The sequence below is a fragment of the Porphyromonas miyakawae genome (assembly GCF_045865415.1).
GTDB classification, from domain to species: Bacteria; Bacteroidota; Bacteroidia; order Bacteroidales; family Porphyromonadaceae; genus Porphyromonas; species Porphyromonas miyakawae.
Window position 1 is genome coordinate 949,589 of the sequence record NZ_BAAFSF010000001.1, and the last position, 22,705, is coordinate 972,293.

Genomic DNA, 22,705 nt, shown 5'->3' on the forward strand with positions numbered 1-22,705 from the left:
TTTATTTCAATTTAGTCGTTAAGGTTGCTCTATATCACTATATTTACTATTCTACCGGGCACTACTATTACCTTTCGGGGAGTCTTTCCCTCAAGCCATTTAGCAGCTTCCGGAGAGGACAGTGCAGCAGTTTCGATTTGCTCTTTGCTACTATCAGCAGGCAGAGCGAGCTTGAATCTTACTTTGCCATTAAAGCTAATCGGATAGGTTATCTCAGACTCTATAAGAAAGCTTTCATCATATTTAGGCCATTCAGCTACCACTATAGAGCTGTCGTATCCTAATTTTCGATAAAGCCAATCTGTTAAGTGAGGAGCAAAGGGTGAGAGAACGATAAGCAAAGGCTCCAATATCTCAGTACTATGACATTGCTGCTCACTAAGCTCATTGAGTGCTATCATAAAGGCAGACACGGCTGTATTAAGAGAAATGGATTCTATATCCTCCCCTACTTTCTTAATAAGCTTATGCAGGGTCTTGTATGATTCAGAAGAGGCTTTCTCATTCGTAACTATCCATTCTTCATCTTTCCAAAAAAGACCCATTAAACGCTTTAAGAAGCGATGTACTCCCTCTATACCTTTCGTATCCCAAGGCTTACTCTGCTCAAGCGGTCCTAAAAACATTAAGTAAAGTCTCAGCGTATCAGCTCCGTACTGATCAATTACATCATCAGGATTGACCACGTTATACATGGACTTACTCATCTTCTCAGTAGCTGTACCGCAATGATACGTATTGTCTGCTTCAAGAATAAACTCAGCATTCTCAAATTCAGGTCGCCAAGCTCTAAATGCTTCTATATCTAAGCAGCCATCTTTCACTAGATTAATATCTGCATGAATAGCAGTTGTTTCATATTTATCTTTTTGGGACAATGTAACAAAGCGGTTAGTATCCTTTATGCGATATACAAAACAACTCTTTCCTTGTATCATCCCTTGATTGACCAGTCTCCTATATGGCTCTGCTTCACAAACCAAGCCCAAGTCATACAAGAACATGCACCAGAAGCGACTGTATAGCAGGTGTCCTGTAGCGTGCTCTGTACCTCCTATATAAAGATCCACATGCCGCCAATACTCATTTGCTTTTTTCCCAACGAGAGCAGCCTCGTTGTGCGGATCCATATAGCGTAAGTAATAGGCACTGCTGCCGGCAAAGCCCGGCATAGTGCTCAACTCAAAGGGATAGCCCTCTTCCGTACACCAGTTTTTAGCCCTTCCCAATGGGGGAATGCCCTCTTTAGTAGGTTTGTAGCTATCAATAGGGGGTAATTCAAGTGGTAATTTATCGTTAGAAAGTAAATGGGGAATATGATCCTTGTAGTAAATAGGAAATGGCTCTCCCCAATAACGCTGCCGGCTAAAGATCGCATCACGCAACCGATAGGTAATGCGACGCTTACCGATACCCTTCTCTTCAACAAGATCCAAAAGCTGCTGTGTAGCTTCCTTTACCGATAAACCATTGTATTGATCTGAATTTACTAAATGCCCCTCTTTAGCAGTTTGAGCATCCTCCCATCCCGAGGTACTCGTAGGCTCTTCTCCATCAGCGCAAATTACTTGGCGAATGGGTAAGTTGAAGTGACGAGCAAAAGCAAAGTCTCGTGTGTCGTGAGCAGCTACAGCCATTACAGCTCCTGTTCCATATCCTGCTAATACATAGTCGGCAATCCATATGGGCAAGGCTTCTCTTGTTAGTGGATGTAAAGCATAAGCCCCTGTAAAAGCTCCACTGATGCGACGATCTGCCATACGCTCTCGTTCTGTCTTACGTTTGGTATCTGCAATGTAAGCGTTCACTTCAGCACGTGCAGAGTCAGTTGTGATAGTATCAACTAATTCATGCTCGGGCGCCAAAACGAGAAAAGAAACTCCGTAAATGGTATCTATTCGGGTAGTGAATACCGCAATGTCTTTGTCTGTTCCTTGTACTTGGAAATGTAATTCAGCACCTTCAGAACGTCCAATCCAATTGCGCTGTGTTTCCTTTAGGGCATCGGTCCACTCTAAGTCTTCCAATCCTTTCAAAAGACGCTCTCCATAAGCAGAAATACGCAGGCACCACTGAGTCATCTTGCGTTGTATGACAGGATATCCACCGCGTATGCTTATTCCTTCGCTTACTTCATCATTTGCTAGTACAGTGCCCAATTCCGGACACCAGTTAACCATTGACTCGCCTAAGTAAGCTAATCGGTAATGCATCAAAAAGTTACTTTTAGCTGCTTCATCGTATTGATTCCAAGTGACGTTATCAATCTCCGGAGCTGTGGTTGAATAGGCATTCAAGCCTTTTGTGCCAAATTTTTCAAGATGGGCTATTAGTTCTTTGATGGGCTTTGCCTTTTCTTCTTTCGTGTCGTAGTAATACTCAAAGAGTCGAGAGAAAACCCACTGAGTCCATTTGTAGTAGGATGGATCCGAAGTTACAACCTGCCTTGACCAATCAAAGCTAAAGCCTATTCGATCCAATTGCTTTCTGTATCGTTCACTATTGATACGAGTAGTTTCAGCCGGATGCTGCCCCGTCTGGATAGCGTACTGTTCTGCAGGAAGGCCAAAGGCATCAAATCCCATCGGATGGAGCACCGAAAAGCCTTTAAGGCGTTTGTAGCGTGCGAAAATATCGGAGGCTGTATATCCCAATGGATGCCCCATGTGAAGACCAGCACCGGAAGGATATGGGAACATATCCAAGACATAGTACGCCGGCTTTGCAGCATCTTCTTCTACTTTGTATATATTTTCTTTGCGCCACGCTGCCTGTATAGTGGCTTCTATCTCACTGAATCGATACTCCATTGTGCACTTTCCTATGCTAACCGAGTGCAAAAGTAGCTATTTCACGGCATAGAAACACAATAGCTTTAGGCGAATACGATACGAAGAACTAAAAAGGAGATAAGAAATATAAAGGAGCCTGTTTCCTACTTTAGAGGTATGCTGCCGAGAATGATGCTCATAGGCTAAGAAGTTATTCAAAGTCTCATAAAAGGCTACCTTTGCTGCAACAATTACAATTGCGCAATTATAGTTTTTATGCCTATACTATGTAAGTTACACTATTCGCCAAGGGTGATTCTACTCCTCACTACCCTTGCGTCCATGCTTAACCCATTTATTTCCACGTCCGTACAAGTGGCTTTGCCTTCTATAGCCCACGAGCTATCACTTGATAACTATATGACCGGATGGATTGCTCTGAGCTATATTGTCGTTAGCGCAGTCTTATTGATTCCTTTTGGCAAGATGGCAGATAGGCGTAGTCATGGCACACTATTTGTTCTGGGATTGCTACTCTTTTCTATTGCTAATCTATTCTGTTTTATGGCACACTCTCTTCCCTTCTTACTCACTTTTCGCATTGTCAAAGGTGTGGGAGGAGCGCTTATCTATGCTACTGCCATTCCTATTCTGACCCGAGCTTATCCGGATAGTCAGCGTGGGCTTGTAATAGGTATCAATCTAAGTGCTGTCTCTTTCTCGTTACTTGCTGGTCCTCTCCTTGGTGGCTTTATCATCAATTATTTAGGATGGAGGTATCTCTTCCTTATTGTGGGACTTATTGCCTTTGGTACTCTGTTAGGAGCTGTCGGACTGTGGAATACTAATAGAGCAGAAACACCTCAAAAGCACTATGATTACATAGGGGCATTTATTTACATTCCGGCTATTGCGCTGCTTATCTTGGGTTTGACACGTCTTTCTGCATATACGGAACCATTCTCCGGGACTGTCCAGGATATCCTTCCCCGACTGTTGCTCCCAGTAGCTATTATCTTACTGATCCTGTTTTTTGTCTACGAAAGGCATAGAGATAATGCCATACTCGCTACAGATCTATTGACACACAATAGACGCTTTCTGTTGGCTTCTCTTGCCGCATGGGCTGCGTATGGAGCAGACTTTACGGTAAATTACATGCTTAGCTTTTGGCTACAACGCTCAGCCGGCCTCCCTTCTCACCTAACCGGTCTTGTCCTTATGAGTCAACCACTTGCTATGATGTTACTTTCTCCCTTCGCAGGTATTTGGAGTGACAAAATAGGCGAACACAAAGTAGTACTCATCGGAAGCTTTATTATGATGTGTGGGTTTATATTGCTCGCTCTGATCCACGAGCATACACCGATATGGTATATTGTTGTGGCAGAACTATGTATGGGTTGTGGGTTTGGTGTTTTCTTATCTCCCAATGTGTCTATGCTTATGGGATCTGTATCCAAGGATAAAGCCGGTACTGCCTCTGCCATGCTTGCCTCTATGAGACAAATCGGTCAATCTACCGGTCTCAGCATGGCTATGCTTGTAGCTACACTAATACCGGGGACCTCCTCAGTTGACACAACCCATAGTACCTATACAGTGATGAGGATCTCACTTGTTCTTATGCTTATTTGTGTGATTACTTCATTATTTTGCAGAAAGGAAAAACACAAATAATCCCATTATATTATGCGGATTTTGATTACCTTTGCTCATAGTGGCAAATAAAAAAGAAAGAACACAGATACAACTTTAGAAAGATATTTATGCGATTGAAAAAACTATTGACACCGCTACTCCTGTTAGCGACTTTCCTGATGCCTACTATTGCCGGGGCACAGGAAAACATGTCACTTCCAATTGATCCGGCTGTTAAGATGGGTACTTTGCCCAATGGATTAACCTACATTATTCGCAAGAATACAGAACCCCAAGGACGTGCACACTTTTACATAGCACAAAAGGTTGGTTCTATCCTTGAAGATGACAACCAGCAGGGTTTGGCTCACTTCTTGGAGCACATGGCATTTAATGGGACAAAGAACTTCCCCGGTAAAAACCTTATTAGCTTTTTAGAGCGTATTGGTTGCCGTTTCGGTGCAGACCTGAATGCTTATACAGCGTTTGACGAAACTGTATATACGGTAATGGATGCTCCTACCGATAAAGGAAACGAGGTAATTGACAGTTGTATCCTTATCTTACATGACTGGAGTAGCAATATTGAATTGCTCGGCAGCGAAATTGACGAGGAGCGTGGCGTTATTCATGAAGAGTGGCGTATAAGCAACAATGCAGGTATTCGCAACTTTAAGAAGCTCCTTCCCGTTATTCTCCCTAATAATAAGTATGCCAACCGCTTACCTATCGGTACGATGGAAGTAGTTGACAACTTTGAACACAAAGCTATTCGTGATTTCTACCACAAATGGTACCGTCCTGATTTGCAAGGTATTATCATTGTTGGTGACTTGGATCCCGACTACGTAGAAGCAAAAATTAAGGAATACTTTGCCGATATACCCAAGAGAGAAAATCCGGCAGAACGCTATTTTGTACCTGTAGCAGACAATGCAACTCCTATTGCTGCTATCGCTACCGATAAGGAGGCTACAAAAACAGAACTGACTATCATGTTTAAGCATGATCCAATGCCTCGCGAACAAAGAGGTACTATCCTTGGAGCAGCTATAAACTATGCCGACTTCATTGTGAACACTATATTTAGAGAGCGTTTCCGTGAGATTGTTAGAAAGCCCAATGCACCCTTTATGCATGCCAGTGCATCCCGTGGCGAGATGCTCGGCTTTGTAAAGACAAAAGATGCTTTTGAGTTCATGGCAATAGCCAAAGACGGAGGCTGGGAAGAGGCTTTCAAAGCTTTGGTAAAGGAAATTGAAGAGGTTAACCAGTATGGCTTCCTACAGAGTGAATACGATCGTGCTAAGACAAATGTTCTAAAGCGCTACGAAGACCTTTACAATGAGCGTGAGAAGACAACAAACTCATCTTATGTAGAAGAGTACAAGGACTACTTCCTAAACGGAGGATATATCCCCGGTATTGAGATGGAAAAGATGATTGTAGAGCAATACGCACAATCATTTACTCTGGCTGACATTAATACTTATGTAAAGGAATTGATTTCTTCTGACGGTAAGAATTTGGTAATGTACCTTACCGGTCCTGAAAAGGAAGGACTTACCTATCCGACTGCTGAGGAGATGATTGCATTGTACAACAAGACAGTTGCTGAGCCTATTGAAGCTCGTAAGGAAGAGGTTATCGCAACGACGTTGATCGACAAGCCTCTTAAGGGTGGTAAGATTGTTTCCGAGAAGAAAAATGGTCAGTTTGGTGCTACCGAACTTAAGCTGAACAACGGCATCACTGTTTACATTAAGCCGACAGACTTCAAGGATGATGAAATTCGTCTCTCCGGTATTACGCATGGAGGTAACTACCTTTATACTACCCCTAATGATATCTTACATACCCATGTATTGGGTGACGTAGCTAACTTGAGTAAGGTGGGTAAGTTTAATAGAACTGACTTAACAAAGGTTCTTGCCGGTCGTAGCGCAAGTGTGGCTGCAAGTATTAACGACTTTACTACCTCTATCTCCGGAGCTTCTACAATCAAAGACTTCGAAACAATGCTTCAACTCGTGTACCTCTATCAAACTTCTTTGAATGAGGATACTGAGTCTTTTGAAGCTTACAAAGAAAAGCAGATCTCTTACTTGAAGATGGTTGAGCGTAACCCGATGTCTTCTTTGCAAGACTCTATGCTTTACCTCCTTTACGATAATAGCTTACGTAATAAGAGCTTGAAAGAAGCTGACTTGAATGCTGTCGACTATAATAAGGCTCTCAAAATGGTACGTGAGCGTTTGGGTTCTGCCGATGGATTCCAGTATTACATTGTAGGTAATGTAGATATTGAAGCCGCTAAGCCGCTTATTGCTAAGTACCTTGGTAGCATACCAAAGGGCAAGGCTGTTGCAAAGATGGACCGCAAAAAGGAAGAGGATATTCGTAAGGGTCAGATGACTATCCAGTACAAGAAGGACTTTGATACGCCGACAGCAGTAGTTGTTGACCACTTGCAGGGGGCTGTCAAATACGACCTTAAGGCAAGCTTAACGGGCGAGATTCTCAACAACGTGCTGGATCAGACCTTAATTGCTTCTATTCGTGAGCGCGAGAGCGGTACATACTCTCCTTATGCCGGAGTTAGTGTAGATGAATTCCCCGAAGGTGCTGCATCTGTGATTGTACAGTTTATCTGTGATCCGCTGAAAGCAGCTTCTTTGAATGAAGTCGTTTATGTAGAGTTTGACAAGATAGTAAAAGAAGGTGTTGATCAGGCAGCTTTCGACAAGTCAATTACCAGTATCAAAAAGCGTCATGCAGAGTCTCTTCGTGACAATGGGTATTGGCTGAATCAGCTCAAGCTTTATCACTTCTTTGGAAAGAACTATGCAGATACGTTTGATGCTACATTGAATAGCATTACAACGAAGGACATTACCGATATGCTTAACTCCATTATAAGCTCAGGTAATCGCTTGGAACTTATCCTACGCAGCAATCAAACAGAAGCTAGTAAGAAGTAACACACGCTCATAGAGCAAAAGTTATTGGAAAGGGTTGTACCGCTTTGGTACAGCCCTTTTCTATTATATTGCTTATCTTAGTATGCCCTATTCTTAAGGTGGATGTAACTGCTGAAAGCAAAAACGAAACTTTGAATAAGGAGCATTAGGTAAAGGTCTCGTAAATGTGGACAAATAATAAATATATAACAACGAACAAATGACAGCAATGATCAAAATAATTTATCTGGCGGGAGGTTGCTTTTGGGGTATGCAAGCCTACTTTGATGGAATACAAGGAGTTACTAAAACAGAAGTGGGATACGCTAACTCTTTGATCGAGAATCCTCGCTATGAAGACACGCATAGTGATTATGCGGAAACTATTGCCGTGCACTACGATAGCGACCAAGTACCACTCAGCTTCATTCTTGAAATGTACTTCAAGGTTGTAGATCCCACTATATTGAACCGACAAGGGAATGATGTGGGGCGCAGTTATCGAACCGGTATTTACTTTACGGCCCCAGAGGATGAGAAAGTTATTCAAAGTATAATAGCTTCAGAACAAAAAAAGTATGCATCGCCCATTGTAGTAGAGGTTATGTCATTGAAAAACTTCTATCCGGCCGAAGAGTACCACCAAAAGTATTTAGAAAAGCATCCCGGTGGGTATTGTCACATCAGTCGCTCCAAAATTAGAGAAGCACATCGCACACGCTATATCGATAAAGAGCTTCTCAAGCAACACCTTACCCCATTGCAATACCAAGTTACATTAGAAGCCGCTACCGAGCCTCCTTATGCCAATGAGTACAACAACACTTTCGAACCGGGCATCTATGTGGACATAGTGGATGGCACCCCATTGTTTATATCTTGCGACAAGTATGAGAGTGGTTGTGGATGGCCTGCTTTTACACGTCCCATTAGTGAAACCGCTGTAACTGAACATACAGACCGCTCCCATGGTATGCTTCGCACTGAGGTCAAAGGCGCGTCAAGTGGTATTCATTTGGGACATGTGTTTGAGGATGGTCCTATAGAAGATGGGGGACTTCGCTACTGTATTAACAGTGCTGCACTGCGCTTTATTCCTCTAAAGGATATGGAGGCGGAGGGCTATGGGCAGTACATCCCAATGATCAAAGAATAGACTTCCCGAAAGGTACTGATCTTTGAAATGAAATATCAGTACCTTTCATTTGAAACATCTGTATCTTTTGTGGAAAAGATATAGATCTATTTTCATAGCCCAAAGAGGATATGTTGCCTATCCCATAAAAGGGAATCTTATGATCCTTAAACAATGCGGCTGACGAGTGTTTGTATCACACGCAGAACGGAACCTATTATTCATCGGTTTCTCCTCCGTATACGAAACTTTCATTTCTTGGCTCGTCACTTACTTCCGCATAAAAGCTGTGGGGAAAACACTTTTCCTAGACTACTACTCTCTTCTTCTGCTACGCTGATAAAAGAAGAAGTAATCCTTCTAATTTTGTCTATCTTTGTACGGGTAAAAGAAAGAGAATAAATGCATTGAGACTTTTGAAAAAGTCTCAAACTACGAAGGAATTTGAATATCCATTTTACTGAAAGTGTCTCTTCTACCGAGTTGGATAGGAGGCATTTACTTGTAAGATAAGCGGTTATTCAACAACATGTCTTTTATAGTGTGAAGAGAATTGACCATCCTGAAATAGAGCGTGCCTCCTATGTGTTAGAGGAAAGACTGCTCAGACGAAATCTTGCTACTATCAAAGAGGTCTCCGATGAAAGTGGTGCCGAGATTATCTTGGCGTTTAAGTCGTATGCACTTTGGCGTACGTTCCCCATATTTAGAGAGTATGGTTTTTCCTCTACGGCAAGCTCACTTTGGGAGGCTCGCTTGGGGTATGAAGAGATGAAGTCTCAAGTACATGCTTTCACCCCTGCATACCTACCAAACGAATGGGCACAATGGCAACAATATGCCTCTCACATTTCCTTCAATTCTCTTTCTCAATACGAACGATATAAAGGAAATTTATCTCCTAATGTGTCGTATGGTATCCGTATCAATCCGGAATACTCTCCTGTAGAAACTGACTTATATAATCCGGCTCTTCCGGGTAGCCGATTCGGTGTTACTGCCGAAGCCTTGGACAAAGGATTGCCTAAAGGTATTGAAGGATTACACTTTCATGTGTTGTGCGAAGGGAATAGCTTTCAGTTAGAGCGTACTTTGGGTATTATTTCCAAGAAATTTGATACAGCCCTACGCCAAGCCCAATGGCTTAATATGGGAGGGGGGCATTTAATGACGCATAAAGAGTACAATATAGAGCATCTTGTAGAGGTACTCAAGGGCTTTAAGCAGCGCTATCCACATCTAAAACTAATCCTTGAACCGGGAAGTGCCTTTGCATGGCAAACAGGTTTTTTAATTAGTCATGTGGTGGACATAGTGTCTCATGCAGGTATTCAGACCGCTATTTTGGATGTATCGTTTACTTGCCATATGCCGGACTGCTTAGAAATGCCCTACAAACCCATTGTTAGAGGTGCGCATCAAGAACCTATCAATGGTCTTCCAACCTATCGCTTGGGGGGGGTGAGCTGCTTAAGTGGTGACTATATAGGGGCATGGAGCTTTGACGAACCACTCGAAATAGGAGATGAAATTATATTTGAGGATATGCTACACTACACCACAGTAAAAACGAATATGTTTAATGGAGTAGCTCATCCGGATATTGTGTTGCTACATGAAGAGGGCGGCTATGAAGTGCTCAGACACTTCACCTATGAGGATTACAAAAGAAGAATGGATTAAGTTTGAGATATGGGATTATTTGGCATCTTCTCTAAGAAGAAAAAAGAGACACTTGACGAAGGGCTTTCTAAAAGCAAAGAGAATGTGGTTGGCAAGCTTACACGAGCTATAGTAGGTAAGTCAACGGTTGACGACGAAGTACTAGATAATCTGGAAGATGTACTCGTAACAAGCGATGTGGGGGTTGATACAACGCTGAAAATAATCAAACGTATTGAGGCGCGTGTAGCACGTGACAAATATGTATCAACTAGTGAGCTGAATGTGATTCTTAAAGAGGAAATTGAGGCTTTGCTCACAGAAAATGGATTAGTAGATGGGGATAGTTTTTCTCTGGAAGGGGTTAAGCGTCCTTATGTAATTATGGTAGTGGGGGTCAATGGTGTAGGAAAAACGACGACTATTGGCAAACTCGCCTATCAATTTAAGAAAGCAGGTCACAAGGTAGTAATCGGAGCGGCAGATACATTTCGTGCAGCAGCCATTGATCAGTTAGAAGTATGGGCGCAACGGGTAGACGTACCTATTGTAAAGCAAACAATGGGCAGTGATCCGGCTTCGGTAGCTTTTGATACGCTGTCGTCTGCAGTTTCTCAGGGGGCTGATATTGTACTTATTGATACAGCCGGTCGCTTACACAATAAAGTAGGACTGATGAATGAGCTTACTAAGATTAAGCGCGTGATGCAAAAGGTTGTACCGGATGCGCCTCAGGAAGTATTGCTGGTATTAGATGGATCTACAGGTCAGAATGCCTTTGAACAAGCCAAGCAATTCACAGCTGCCACAGAGGTAACTGCCCTTGCTATTACTAAGCTGGATGGAACAGCTAAAGGAGGTGTAGTAATCGGCATATCAGATCAATTTAAGGTTCCGGTAAAATATATCGGAATAGGGGAAAAAATAGATGATTTGCAGCTCTTCAGGAAGAAAGAATTTGTTGATTCTCTATTTGGATAAATGCATCGAGGAGAGGTTAATATCATCACTTTAGGCTGCTCGAAGAATCTTGTTGACAGCGAGCAATTAATTCGATTGTTCGCTTCATCCGGCTATCGTGTGCGGCACGATCCGAAAAGGATTACCGGAGAGATCGTAGTAGTTAATACTTGTGGGTTTATTGCGGCCGCACAGGAGGAGTCTATCAATACAATCCTGGGCTTTGTAGAGGCTAAAAAAAGCGGACGAATTGCCAAGTTGATCGTAATGGGCTGTCTAAGTGAACGCTTCCGTGATGAATTGGAATCCGAAATACCTGAGGTGGATGCTTTCTACGGGAAATTCGATTGGCATAAAATGCTTTCAGATCTGGGAGTAGCGACCAGAGCTATCTTAGGCGAGAGGACGCTTACTACTCCACATCATTATGCCTATATGAAAATCTCGGAAGGATGTAATCGGCACTGTTCTTACTGTGCTATCCCGATTATTACAGGCGATATGAAGTCTCGCCCGATATCTGAGTTGGTTCAAGAGGGTAAAACACTGGCTTCTAAAGGAGTCACAGAGATACAACTCATCGCTCAAGACCTTACTTCCTACGGATCGGATATTGGCAAGAAGGGCGCCTTACGTGATCTCCTATTGAGTCTGAGCGATATAAAGGATATAAGAAGAATCCGTCTGCATTACGCTTATCCTACAGGCTTCCCGAGAGAGATTATCCCTGTAATTCAAGAGCGGGAGAATATATGCCATTACCTTGATATAGCTTTGCAACATGCATCAAATAAAATGTTGCGCTTAATGCGACGAGGTATTACCAAAGAGGAGACGATTGACCTAATTCAATATATTCGTAGTGAGGTACCTGACATAGTGCTTCGCACTACCATGATGGTGGGACATCCGGGAGAGGAGGAAAAAGATTTTGACGAATTACTGGATTTCGTTGAGTCAACTCGATTTGAACGCTTGGGAGCCTTTGCCTATTCGCATGAGAAGGACACTTACGCATACAAGTACTATGAGGATAATGTGCCTCAAAAAATAAAGGCAGAGCGCTTGGAGCAACTCATGAATTGTCAGGAACCAATAGGTGCTTCCTTTAGTGATAGCTTAATAGGGAAGCAGCTGGAAGTGCTGATCGATCGTACAGAAAGTGATTATTATATAGGGCGAACTGTATACGATTCCCCTGAAGTAGATCCGGAGGTACTTATTCCAAAGGAGCAAACAAGAGGACTTGTCACCGGACACTACTATATGTGTGAGATTACGGCAACGGAAGGATTTGATCTTGTCGCTCATCCTATTATACAATAGACACAAATGCTCTTTAATTTGAGACTCTAATATGATTGAAACGGCACAGTGGTTAATTAAACTATCGGAGGCATCATCTTTAGATTATGATACCGTAAAGACTGTTTGGGAAAAGCTAATTGAGCTTACTGTCCAGCGTCTTTCATCCGAATATACAGTTTCCGGGACTACCCTGCCGGGCATTGTTGAACTATCTACACAGAAGGAGGGAGAATTTGTGGCACACCTATCTAATGGTGAGTCCTGGATCATTCCGCCTCATATTCGGCTCCTTGTCTCCCCTGTTTCCGTACAAGGAACTGATCTTATCAATCAGTTACTCATTGAAACACTATCCTACACCAAAGAGACAATTCTTAAGGTGTCTAATGCCATAAAAGATTCCTTTAAAGAGTGTATGTGTGTGGGGTATTGTTTGCAGTGGCAACACATAGGTACCTTTAGCGCTACCTCCGATGGAAGTAAGATTTTTTTGACTCCTTCACAAGAGCTTTTAAACAATATCAATAAGCCATTTTCAGCTCTATCCCCGACAAAGCTCAATAACGAAAATATTTTATCGGGCATAAGGGAGCAATCATTTCCCTCACTTATGGAGGCTCTTAGGTACGAACCACTCTATATTCCTCTCGTTCTTCGTAGAACAACACCGCCTGAACTTCCACAAAAAGCCATTCTTCCCCCACCTATTAAAAAGATCTCACAGACTACTCTACCACCACTCATTAGAGATACCAAAGAAAAGAAGCAGAAGCGAAATGGGGCCGGGCTAAAGGTATGGCTACTCGTAATATTAATCCTTTCTCTAGGATACTTTATTATTTCAATTATCCCTCACTTACGTCAATCGCAAGGTTGTACCTCCCTTTCTCGTGAAGACACAGTAACTTCAGTACCTCAAACTACTATTACTGAAGAAAAAGAGCCTACTTGTGCACCTTATTCAGAGTCTTCTGTTCGCGAGGATAAAAAAGACTCTACAGACCGGCAACCTGCTGTTGCTGTTCAGCGAGTTGATACTAAACCTAAAGTGAATAGGTCTCAGAAGCTTGATCTTCGTGTAGAATCAGGTTATACGCCTTATGTCGTTAGAAGTGGGGATACATTAGCATCGATTGCTACCAAAACTTATGGGAATAGGGTCTTCTGGGTTTATATATACAATGCCAATAAGGATGTGCTCTTGTCATTTGACCATCTTGAGCCCAATACAAAGATCTATCTTCCCCCATTAGAGTCATGGGGTATTTCAGCAAATAATACTGAATCGATACAGGCAGCCGAGGAACTTCAGTCTAAGCTGAAGCATCCGGATGCAGACAAGCTATAAGGGGACTTTACTTCTTCTGCTTCTCGGGTATAGGGTGCGTAGTGCATTTGGAGCATCCCGGACAATGTGGAGCCCCTTTTCCCCCTTTAGACCTTAGCATCTGTAACAAGCGTCTTACAATGAGAGTGATTGTTAACGCGGCTATTATGTAGACAATGATTAATTGTACCGAGGTGCTCATAATCAAAAGTAACACACATTCACTTATACAAATCCCAACAATAATCCCCCTTGATATACAAGGAAGGAGACGATCCAAGCCAACAGACAGGTATATGCAATCGTAATGCCTCCCCACTTCCAGCTTCCGGCTTCGCGACTAATAGCAACAATCGTAGCTACACAGGGAAAATACAGCAAAACAAAGAGCATGAAGGAAATAGCTTCCAGAGGAGTAAGACCGGAACCCTCTGTTCCGTTTTGGTCTGCTTTAAGCTTTTCCGATAGACGAAAGGTTGACTCCTCAGAGTCATCACTTTGACCGGTATAGAGCACACCTAATGTACTGACTACTACTTCTTTTGCAGGAATACCGCTTACAATGGCGATGCTCACCTTCCAATCAAAGCCTAAAGGAGCAAGAATAGGCTGTATACCGAAGCCAATGCGTCCCAAGTAAGACTGCCTTTGCTGCTCAGATCGGAAAGCCTCTGTTGTCTCTTTCTTTTGCAACTCCTTCATAGTCTCAGAGAGTGTTTGGTTTTGCTCAATCTTATTTATGGCAACCTCTTCTCTTTGCATTATATCTTTTCGGGGAAAGTAACTTAGCATCCATATTACAATTGAGGCTGCTAATATTATAGTACCCATTTTTTGGAGATATTCTTTTGACTTTTCCCACATGTGGATCAGCAACGACTTAGAAGTAGGTATGCGATAAGGTGGCAATTCCATCACAAAGGGAATATCTTCCTCTTTAAATAGGGCTTTGCGGAAGAGTCGTGCTATCACAACTGCAAGCAACACGCCCAAAGCATACATTATGAACAATACTAATCCAGCTTGGTTTGGGAAGAATGCTCCGGCTAAGAGTAGATAGATAGGCAGACGTGCACTACAACTCATCAATGGGGTTATCAACATTGTGATAAGCCTGCTTTGTGGGCTCTCTATTGTTCTACTTGCCATTACAGCCGGCACATTACAACCAAAGCCCATTATTAGCGGTATGAAACTCTTACCATGGAGCCCCATCCTGTGCATCACCTTATCCATAATGAAGGCAGCTCTCGCCATATAGCCGGTGTCTTCAAAGAAGGAGATGAATAGGTAGAGAATCAATATTTGAGGTAAGAAAACAATGACTCCGCCCACTCCACTGATAATGCCATCCACAATCAGATCGCGCAGTGGTCCGGATGGCATTGCGTCTGTGATGGTACTACCTAACCAGTCGACCAAGGACTCTATCCATCCCTGCGGATACTTCCCCAGAGAGAAGGTCGCCTGGAACATTAGTGCAATGCATAAGATAAAGATAGGAAAGCCCCACCATCGATGTATCAACCAATGGTCAATCCGATCAGTCTTTGTTCGCTTGCTCCTTTGAGCGGGGCGATAGGTTTCGCGTAAAGCTCCCGATATAAATCCGTATAGAGCGTCTGTAATAACTGTTTCAACCTCTTCTCCGCCTAAGAGACGATTGATCTTTTCGTACTCATACTTTGCTTTAGCAAGGATAAACCCACCTTTTTTATCTTGTTGGACTATTCGTTCTATTTCCGAATCCCTTTCAAGTAATTTGACCGCCACATACCGCGAGGAAATATAAATAGGAAGCCGAAGGTGTAGCTCTATACTATCACTTAACTCTTTGACAGATGGCTCTATGTTAGTTCCGTATGGAATTCGGATAAAACGGTCTTCTGATGCCGGTTTTTCGTATAAGGCAACAGCTGCATCAAAAAGATCCTCCAGTCCTTGTCCTGTCCTTCCAACAGTTGGCACGAGGGGTATATCCAACAGCTTGCTGAGTTGTTGTTCATCAAGCTTTGCGTTGCTTTTCTCTAACTCATCATGCATGTTGAGGGCTACAACCATTCTTAGCCCCATCTCTTTTATCTGCATGGTTAAGTACAGATTGCGCTCCAGATTACCACTATCTACGACATCAATTACAATATCCGGACGTGTTTTTTCATCCGTCAAATAGCGGCGAATGAAAAGTTCTTCGGGGCTATAGGGGGAAAGAGAATAGCTACCAGGTAGATCCACTATTTCTATATTGTAGTTCTTATGTCTGAAGTGACTTTTTTGTGCATCTACTGTCACTCCACTATAATTACCCACCCGTTCATGTGCCCCACTGGCAGCATTGAAGATGGTTGTTTTACCACAATTAGGATTACCCACTAGGACTATCCTTATTGTAGGACGTTTATGCACTTTATCCACTATTGCGAGCTCGCTCTTCTCCCTTTCACAGGTAGAAGATTGGATTAAGTTCTCCTCTTGTGTTGCGCTCTCTAATTCATGAGGTTCAATCAGCTCTATTTGGATCAGTTTCGCCTCGTTTATTCGCATGGAAACATTGTACCCCATTACTCTAAAGTAGAGGGGGTCTTTCATGGGAGCAGCTTGAAGCATGGTAACCTCTTTACCGCGCAGAAATCCCATTTCAAGGATTCTTTTGCGAAAAGCTCCGCTGCCACCTACACGTAGTATGCGTGCTGTTTGTCCTGGTTGTAGCTCTGAAAGTTTCATCTCCACAAAGTTACACAGCGTTTCTCGTTTTCATCCCCCATTTCTCGGCCATTACTATACCCAGAAGTAGGTATTGATATGAGATAGTGTCACAAATCTCTTTAGTTTAGGTATCTCCTCACCTTACAATACTTATAGATCTTTAATTCAAAAAGTATAGATGTTTGAATTGAAAAGTATAGATGTTTCAAATGAAAGATATAGATGTTTTTTCCTCGGGTGATATACAGAGCATTATACTATGTCTAATAAACGCGAAAAAATTGATGGGCATATCTAACTACCTTTGATGAATACCTATTTATAACGACCCGTACCTTAAAGGTCTTTCAGATAGATTATATCACACGAAGTAATATTCTTATCTTTGTCATAAGTTGAGTAGCAAATCTTCTGACCTACCGGAAGCAATTGCTATAACAAAGAGAACAAATACGAGCGACAAAAGTCCCTTTCTATGAAACTACAGCAACCTCGTTACTATACTAGTGACACCTTTATTAGCGACCTTATTGCGGAGTGCTACGACATTCTACTTGTAATGACTCGATTTGGCATTCCCTTAGGGTTTGGAGATAATGCTACAATAGGAGATGTAAGTAAAAGAAATAATGTACACACTCCTACTCTACTGGCTACTATCAATGTAATAACGAATGATATAGATTATAACGAAATAATGCAGCTGGGATCGGAAGAGCTCTCCCCCACAGCCCTGATTGACTACTTAAAGCGTAGCCATCACTACTTCCTCTCCTATCGTCTCCCCATGCTTCGCAAAGAGCTTTTAGCTGCTATTGCAGATGGGCCAAAGGAGATCACCCAACTGATTATTAAATTCTACGATGAGTATGTAGAAGAGGTAAATAAACATATGGGATATGAAAACAAGACCGTTTTCCCTTATGTAGAGCGGATACTTGAGGGCAATACCAACGAACATGACGAACACTATAATATTGCCGTTTATGGTAGACGCCACGACAAAGTAGAAGCGAAAATAAGTGAACTAAAGAATATTCTAATAAAGTATTACCCCGATGGCAAGGGATATGATCTCACTTTTGTAGTACACGAGCTATTTGAAACGGAACATGATTTGGCAATGCATAATTCTGTTGAAGATAACCTCTTTATACCATTGATAAGCGCACTAGAAGCAAAAAGAAAGGCATAGTTTTACATCATGATAAGATCCATAACGAAAGTACTCGTTGCAGATCCAACCCCTATAGTGGCCTTGGGATGTGAAGCAGTGCTAAGAAGAGCGAATAAATTTCGCACTCAAGTCCTGATAAATCCCGATTTAGAAGAGCTGACAGAGGCTATCAGCACTTATAAGCCGGATCTAGTAATAGTCAATCCACTCATCTGTGGGGTAAAGTTGGATAGCAAGATATTGCCCCACATAAGAGATACGAAAGTGATCGGGCTTTTGTACAGTGGCATGCAAGATCTAAGGTTTGTAGGTTATCATACTTTTATAGATGTGGACTGCAAGGAAGATGTGCTTTTGAATCTGATCAATAGTCAGCTGGATGCACCTACTGAGAAGGCAGAAGAGCGAACTGCTCTATCCCCCAGAGAAGAGAATGTGGTTACCTTGGTAGCCAAAGGACTGACTAATAAGGAAATTGCCGCCAAACTCTCTCTCTCCATTCATACGGTGATTACCCACCGAAGGAATATTGCCAAGAAACTTCAGATCCATAGCCCGAGCGGACTAACTATTTATGCGATCACCAATAAGCTGGTGAGCATAGATGAGACTAAGCTGTAACGCAATCAGCACACTTTCTTCATGTTGTCCCTCGGCTCTATTCTTTTTGAGCTAAGGAGAGGGCATTTTAGAGAATGACTTTGTTGTTGAAAAGTAAACAACAAAACTCTTGACTTAGGAAGGTTGATCATGTACCTTTGTATCGCGGTAATGACTACCCTTTAATAAGATGAAGGTATTGTCGTGATGCTACTTTTATACATTGCCCAAAGAATAAGACTATTATGAACCCATTTGTTCACTTACATGTACACACCTACTACTCCACATTGGATGGTCTCTCCAGCATAGAAGAACTTATCTCCAAAGCCCGTGCGGATGGTATGCGAGGTATGGCTATTACGGACCATGGGGTGATGTATGGGATAAAGTATTTTACTGACCAGGTTAATCAGATCAACTCCGGAACTCTTGATCAGATTCACGAGATAGAAAGTCAGATAAAAGGGAAAAAGGAACAGAATGATACTGAAGGAATTCCTGAGCTGGAAGACAAAATAACAGAGCTAAAGAAAAAACTATTCATACCCATTGTGGGCTGTGAGGCATATTGTGCGCGAAGATCACGTTTCCTGAAAGAAAAAAATGTTCCACACCCCTATGCTCCCAATAAATCTATTGATAGTTCGGGGTGGCATCTTATTCTTCTTGCCAAGAATTATACCGGCTACCAGAATCTAATCAAGATGGTCTCCCTTGCTTACACAGAGGGAGAATACTACAAGCCTCGCATTGATAAGGAACTTTTGGAGAAATATCACGAAGGCATTATTGTGTCTACTGCCTGTATTGCAGGAGAGATTCCACAGCATATATTAGGCGGACGAAAGGACTTGGCTGAGGAAACCATACGCTGGTTCAAAGGGATATTTGGGGATGACTTTTACTTAGAGGTACAGCTACACCAAACCTCACGCAAAGGATATAATAAGCATACCTATCAAAAACAACTCATAGTAAATGAAGCGCTTTATGAGCTTTCGGAGAAGTGTGGCGTAAAGGTTATTGCCACTAATGACGTCCACTTCCTCAATCGTGAAGATGCTGATGTACATAAGCGATTGCTCTGTGTAGGCTTGGGTAAAGAACTTGCTGATATGGAGGTCACAGATGATGAGGATAAAGGGATGAGCTATTCCGGAGAGGAGTGGTTCAAAACACAGGAGGAGATGAATGAAATATTCAAAGATCATCCTGAAGTGCTCTCTAATACACTTGAGATATTAGAGAAGGTTGAGCTTTATTCAATCAATCACGATGCGCTTATGCCGGAATTTGCTATACCGGAACCCTTTAAGACCCCAAGCGAATACCTTAAGCATCTCACCGATGTCGGAGCTGCAGAGCGATATGGTACTCCTCTTCCCGACGTTGTGCGGGAGCGTCTTGACTTTGAGTTAGAAACTATAAATAGAATGGGATTCCCGACCTACTTCCTTGTAGTATGGGATTTGATAAAAGCAGCCCGAGATATGGGCGTTTCAATAGGGCCGGGCCGAGGCTCTGCTGCCGGTAGTGTAGTAGCATACACACTTAACATCACTAAAATAGACCCCATTAAGTATGACCTTCTTTTTGAGCGATTCCTCAATCCGGACCGAACCTCATTACCAGATATCGACATAGATATTGAAGATGTAGGGCGTGATAAGGTGCTGGAGTATGTTACCGAAAAGTATGGAAAGGAAAAGGTAGCTCATATCGTCACTTTCTCTCAGTTGAAAGCCAAGAGTGCAGTTCAAGATATGGGTCGCATTGAAAAAATGCCTCAAAGAGAGCGAGACCGAATCTCCAAACTCATTCCAAGCAAGATCCCCGGCGTAAAAGATGTAACGATCGAGGCTGCTATAGAGAATGTACCTGACCTCAAAGAAATTGCGGACAACGGAAGCGAACTGGATAAGACTGTCCTATCCTATGCTACTCGTGTTGAAAATCGCGTAAGAGGAACCGGTGTACATGCCAGTGGAGTTATCATTTCTGCTACTGATCTTAGCAAAGTGGTACCTTTAGCAACCGCGAAGAAACAACGCACTGTCAATGAAGGAGAAAAGGGAGATACAGAAAAAGTAGTTGTCACCCAGTATCCCGGAGACGTGATCGAGTCAACCGGATTGATCAAAATGGACTTCCTTGGATTACAAGGATTAGCCATTATCAAAGAAACACTTCGCTTGATTAAGGAGACTACCGGAGAAGATGTCGATATTGATCACATTTCGTTGGAGGACAAAAAAACCTTTGATCTGTTTTCTTCAGGTCGTACGGTGGCAATCTTCCAGTTTGAATCTCCCGGTATGCAAAAGCACTTAATGGCACTTCATCCTTCCCGTTTCGAAGATATTATCGCTATGAATGCCCTTTATCGACCGGGTCCCATGGATAGTATCCCTGAATATATCAACCGCCGACATGGCAAATCAGAGATAAACTATACGCTTCCCGAAGAGGAAGAGGTGCTCAAAGAAACCTATGGTATCACCGTATACCAAGAGCAGGTCATGCGTCTTTCTCGATCTATTGCCGGCTTCACGAGAGGAGAGAGTGATAAACTTCGTAAAGGGATGGCAAAGAAACGGGAGAAAATCCTTGCGGCCCTTGAAACGAAATTTATGAAGGGAGGCGAGGCTAATGGTCACTCCACAGAAACACTTTCTAAGATCTGGCAAGGGTGGAAAAGCTTTGCACAATATGCCTTCAATAAGAGCCACTCAGCCTGCTATGCCTATGTATCCTATCAAGAAGCCTATCTAAAAGCACACTACCCCAGTGAATTTATGGCCGGTAACTTGAGTTGCATGCTACGTAAGGCAGATGAAGTGGCCAAGCTAATGAATGAGTGCAACGCTATGGGAATTAATGTGCTACCTCCCGATATTAACGAGTCTCATAACACATTTAGTGTAACTGACAAAGGAGATATACGCTTTGGGATAGGGGCGATAAAAGGTGTTAGCTCTTCTGCGGTAGCTGCTATCATAGAAGAGAGGAATGCAAATGGACATTTTAAGGACGTGTACGACTTTTTCAAGCGAGTCCCCTATCAGTCACTTAACAGAAAAACAATCGAATGTTTTATCAAGAGTGGTACTTTCGATTGCTTTGATCTCAATAGAGATGACTATTTTGCTATTCCGAAGAACGGCACTGATGCAGACTTTATAACTGCATTAATAGCCTATAGCAAGACCTGTCAGCAAGAAACAAAAGAAAGTAGCATATCGCTGTTCGGAGAAGCCCACCCTATTGATATTAACAAGCCGGAACCTACTGCGGGGGCAAGGCGTAGCCGTTTAGAAGAGCTACTTGATGAGAGCAGTCTCATCGGTATATTTTTAAGCGGCAATCCATTAGACCCATATGAATTCATTATCAAAAACTATTGTACCAATACAACTGACGATCTAAAGAATCCTGCGGATTTAGTTGGTACGGAAGTGCGTGTTGCCGGTTATATCTCCAAGGTAACTTCGGGAACATGGCAAAGTGCAAATGGAAATATTACAAAGGAGTACTCCTCTATTGTAATCAACGACTATTCCGGAAGCCATGAACTGCGCATCTGGGGTGAAGAAAACTATAAGTTTAGAGGCTACTTCAAAGAGAATGAATTTCTCTTACTTACACTCAATGCCAGCCGTCCGAAATATGATAAGACAGGAGAACGCGTTTACCTAAATGTACAGGATGTAAATGCACTGCCCAACGTGGCAGATACGCTTGTTAACGAAGTCATCTTACAATTAAACTTGGCTATGGTAGACGAAAGTTATATTGAGGACTTCATCGAAGAGTTAGTGGATGGGTGCAAGGAGAACAAAGGAAAATCTGAACTTTCATTCAATTTGTGCGATCCTCAGAAACATTATTCCATAGATGTAGCCTCCAGACGGTTTCGGATACATCCCGGATCATGGCTATGTCGAATAATTGAAAAGTATGAACTTCGCTGTAAAGTCAAATAGATTAGCTATTTTTGCAATTGTAAAGGCTCTCTTTGTGGATAGCACAGGTAGGGTGAGGTTAAACTGATTAATATCAAAGCAGATTTATTTTATGGCAATGGAAATAACGGACGCTTCCTATGAAGCAATTATGGCAGAAGGACTTCCTGTAATCATCGACTTTTGGGCTACGTGGTGTGGTCCTTGTCAAATGGTTGGTCCTATGATCAACGAACTCGCTGATGAATATGCCGGGAAGATCATTGTTGGTAAGATTGATGTGGATGCTAATAGCGAAATACCTGCTAAGTATGGCGTGAGAAATATTCCTACTATTCTTTTCTTCAACAAAAGTGGTGAAGTGGTAAAGAAACTGGTAGGCGTTCAATCAAAAGCAACCCTAAAAGCAGAAGCAGAAAATCTTCTTAAGTAACAAGAAGTAGAGAGAATCGGATTGCAATAGACACTCTGTTGAATATGCTGCATAACTAAT

13 protein-coding genes are annotated in these 22,705 nt (G+C 42.4%); 11 read left to right on the top strand and 2 right to left on the bottom strand.

The annotated features are described in order from the left end of the window. Window positions 1-29: 29 nt before the first annotated feature. Window positions 30-2,810 (bottom strand): leucine--tRNA ligase, encoded by a 2,781-nt coding sequence (gene leuS, locus ACLWMH_RS03905; RefSeq protein ID WP_411915439.1) that lies wholly within the window; start codon window positions 2,808-2,810, stop codon window positions 30-32. Between the two features lie 237 nt (window positions 2,811-3,047). Between leuS and ACLWMH_RS03910 the strand changes: the two genes are divergently transcribed. From ACLWMH_RS03910 to ACLWMH_RS03940, 7 genes are all read left to right on the top strand, one after another. Beyond that, window positions 3,048-4,451, top strand: coding sequence for an MFS transporter (locus ACLWMH_RS03910; RefSeq protein WP_411915440.1), 1,404 nt, complete (start codon window positions 3,048-3,050; stop codon window positions 4,449-4,451). Window positions 4,452-4,540: 89 nt separating this feature from the next. After that, window positions 4,541-7,393, top strand: a complete 2,853-nt coding sequence (locus tag ACLWMH_RS03915) for a M16 family metallopeptidase (RefSeq protein ID WP_411915441.1) — start codon at window positions 4,541-4,543, stop codon at window positions 7,391-7,393. A 208-nt stretch (window positions 7,394-7,601) separates the two neighbouring features. After that, on the top strand, window positions 7,602-8,528 hold the full coding sequence (msrB, locus tag ACLWMH_RS03920; RefSeq protein WP_411915442.1) for a peptide-methionine (R)-S-oxide reductase MsrB: 927 nt from the start codon (window positions 7,602-7,604) through the stop codon (window positions 8,526-8,528). Window positions 8,529-9,050: 522 nt separating this feature from the next. Then, window positions 9,051-10,190, top strand: a complete 1,140-nt coding sequence (gene nspC, locus ACLWMH_RS03925) for a carboxynorspermidine decarboxylase (RefSeq protein ID WP_411915443.1) — start codon at window positions 9,051-9,053, stop codon at window positions 10,188-10,190. Between the two features lie 9 nt (window positions 10,191-10,199). Beyond that, window positions 10,200-11,150, top strand: coding sequence for a signal recognition particle-docking protein FtsY (gene ftsY, locus ACLWMH_RS03930; RefSeq protein WP_411915444.1), 951 nt, complete (start codon window positions 10,200-10,202; stop codon window positions 11,148-11,150). Next, the gene (rimO, locus tag ACLWMH_RS03935; RefSeq protein WP_411915445.1) at window positions 11,151-12,455 is read left to right on the top strand and encodes a 30S ribosomal protein S12 methylthiotransferase RimO; all 1,305 of its coding nucleotides are present in this window, start codon (window positions 11,151-11,153) and stop codon (window positions 12,453-12,455) included. A gap of 31 nt (window positions 12,456-12,486) precedes the next feature. Continuing rightward, a complete protein-coding gene (locus ACLWMH_RS03940; RefSeq protein ID WP_411915446.1) occupies window positions 12,487-13,785 on the top strand; it encodes a LysM peptidoglycan-binding domain-containing protein in 1,299 nt (432 codons plus the stop codon). 204 nt (window positions 13,786-13,989) lie between these two features. Here the strand turns inward: ACLWMH_RS03940 and feoB are convergent, their stop codons facing one another. Continuing rightward, a complete protein-coding gene (gene feoB, locus ACLWMH_RS03945; RefSeq protein ID WP_411915606.1) occupies window positions 13,990-16,488 on the bottom strand; it encodes a ferrous iron transport protein B in 2,499 nt (832 codons plus the stop codon). A gap of 457 nt (window positions 16,489-16,945) precedes the next feature. Here feoB and ACLWMH_RS03950 point away from each other — a divergent pair, with 457 nt between their 5' ends. The 4 genes from ACLWMH_RS03950 to trxA all read left to right on the top strand — a co-directional run bounded on the left by ACLWMH_RS03950 (window position 16,946) and on the right by trxA (window position 22,645). Continuing rightward, the gene (locus ACLWMH_RS03950) at window positions 16,946-17,665 is read left to right on the top strand and encodes a hemerythrin domain-containing protein (protein WP_411915447.1); all 720 of its coding nucleotides are present in this window, start codon (window positions 16,946-16,948) and stop codon (window positions 17,663-17,665) included. Between the two features lie 9 nt (window positions 17,666-17,674). Continuing rightward, window positions 17,675-18,268: a response regulator transcription factor gene (locus ACLWMH_RS03955; RefSeq protein WP_411915448.1), complete on the top strand. Its 594-nt coding sequence runs from the start codon at window positions 17,675-17,677 to the stop codon at window positions 18,266-18,268. Between the two features lie 224 nt (window positions 18,269-18,492). Beyond that, a complete protein-coding gene (dnaE, locus tag ACLWMH_RS03960) occupies window positions 18,493-22,233 on the top strand; it encodes a DNA polymerase III subunit alpha (protein ID WP_411915449.1) in 3,741 nt (1,246 codons plus the stop codon). Between the two features lie 91 nt (window positions 22,234-22,324). Further along, a complete protein-coding gene (gene trxA, locus ACLWMH_RS03965) occupies window positions 22,325-22,645 on the top strand; it encodes a thioredoxin (protein WP_411915450.1) in 321 nt (106 codons plus the stop codon). Window positions 22,646-22,705: the final 60 nt, after the last annotated feature.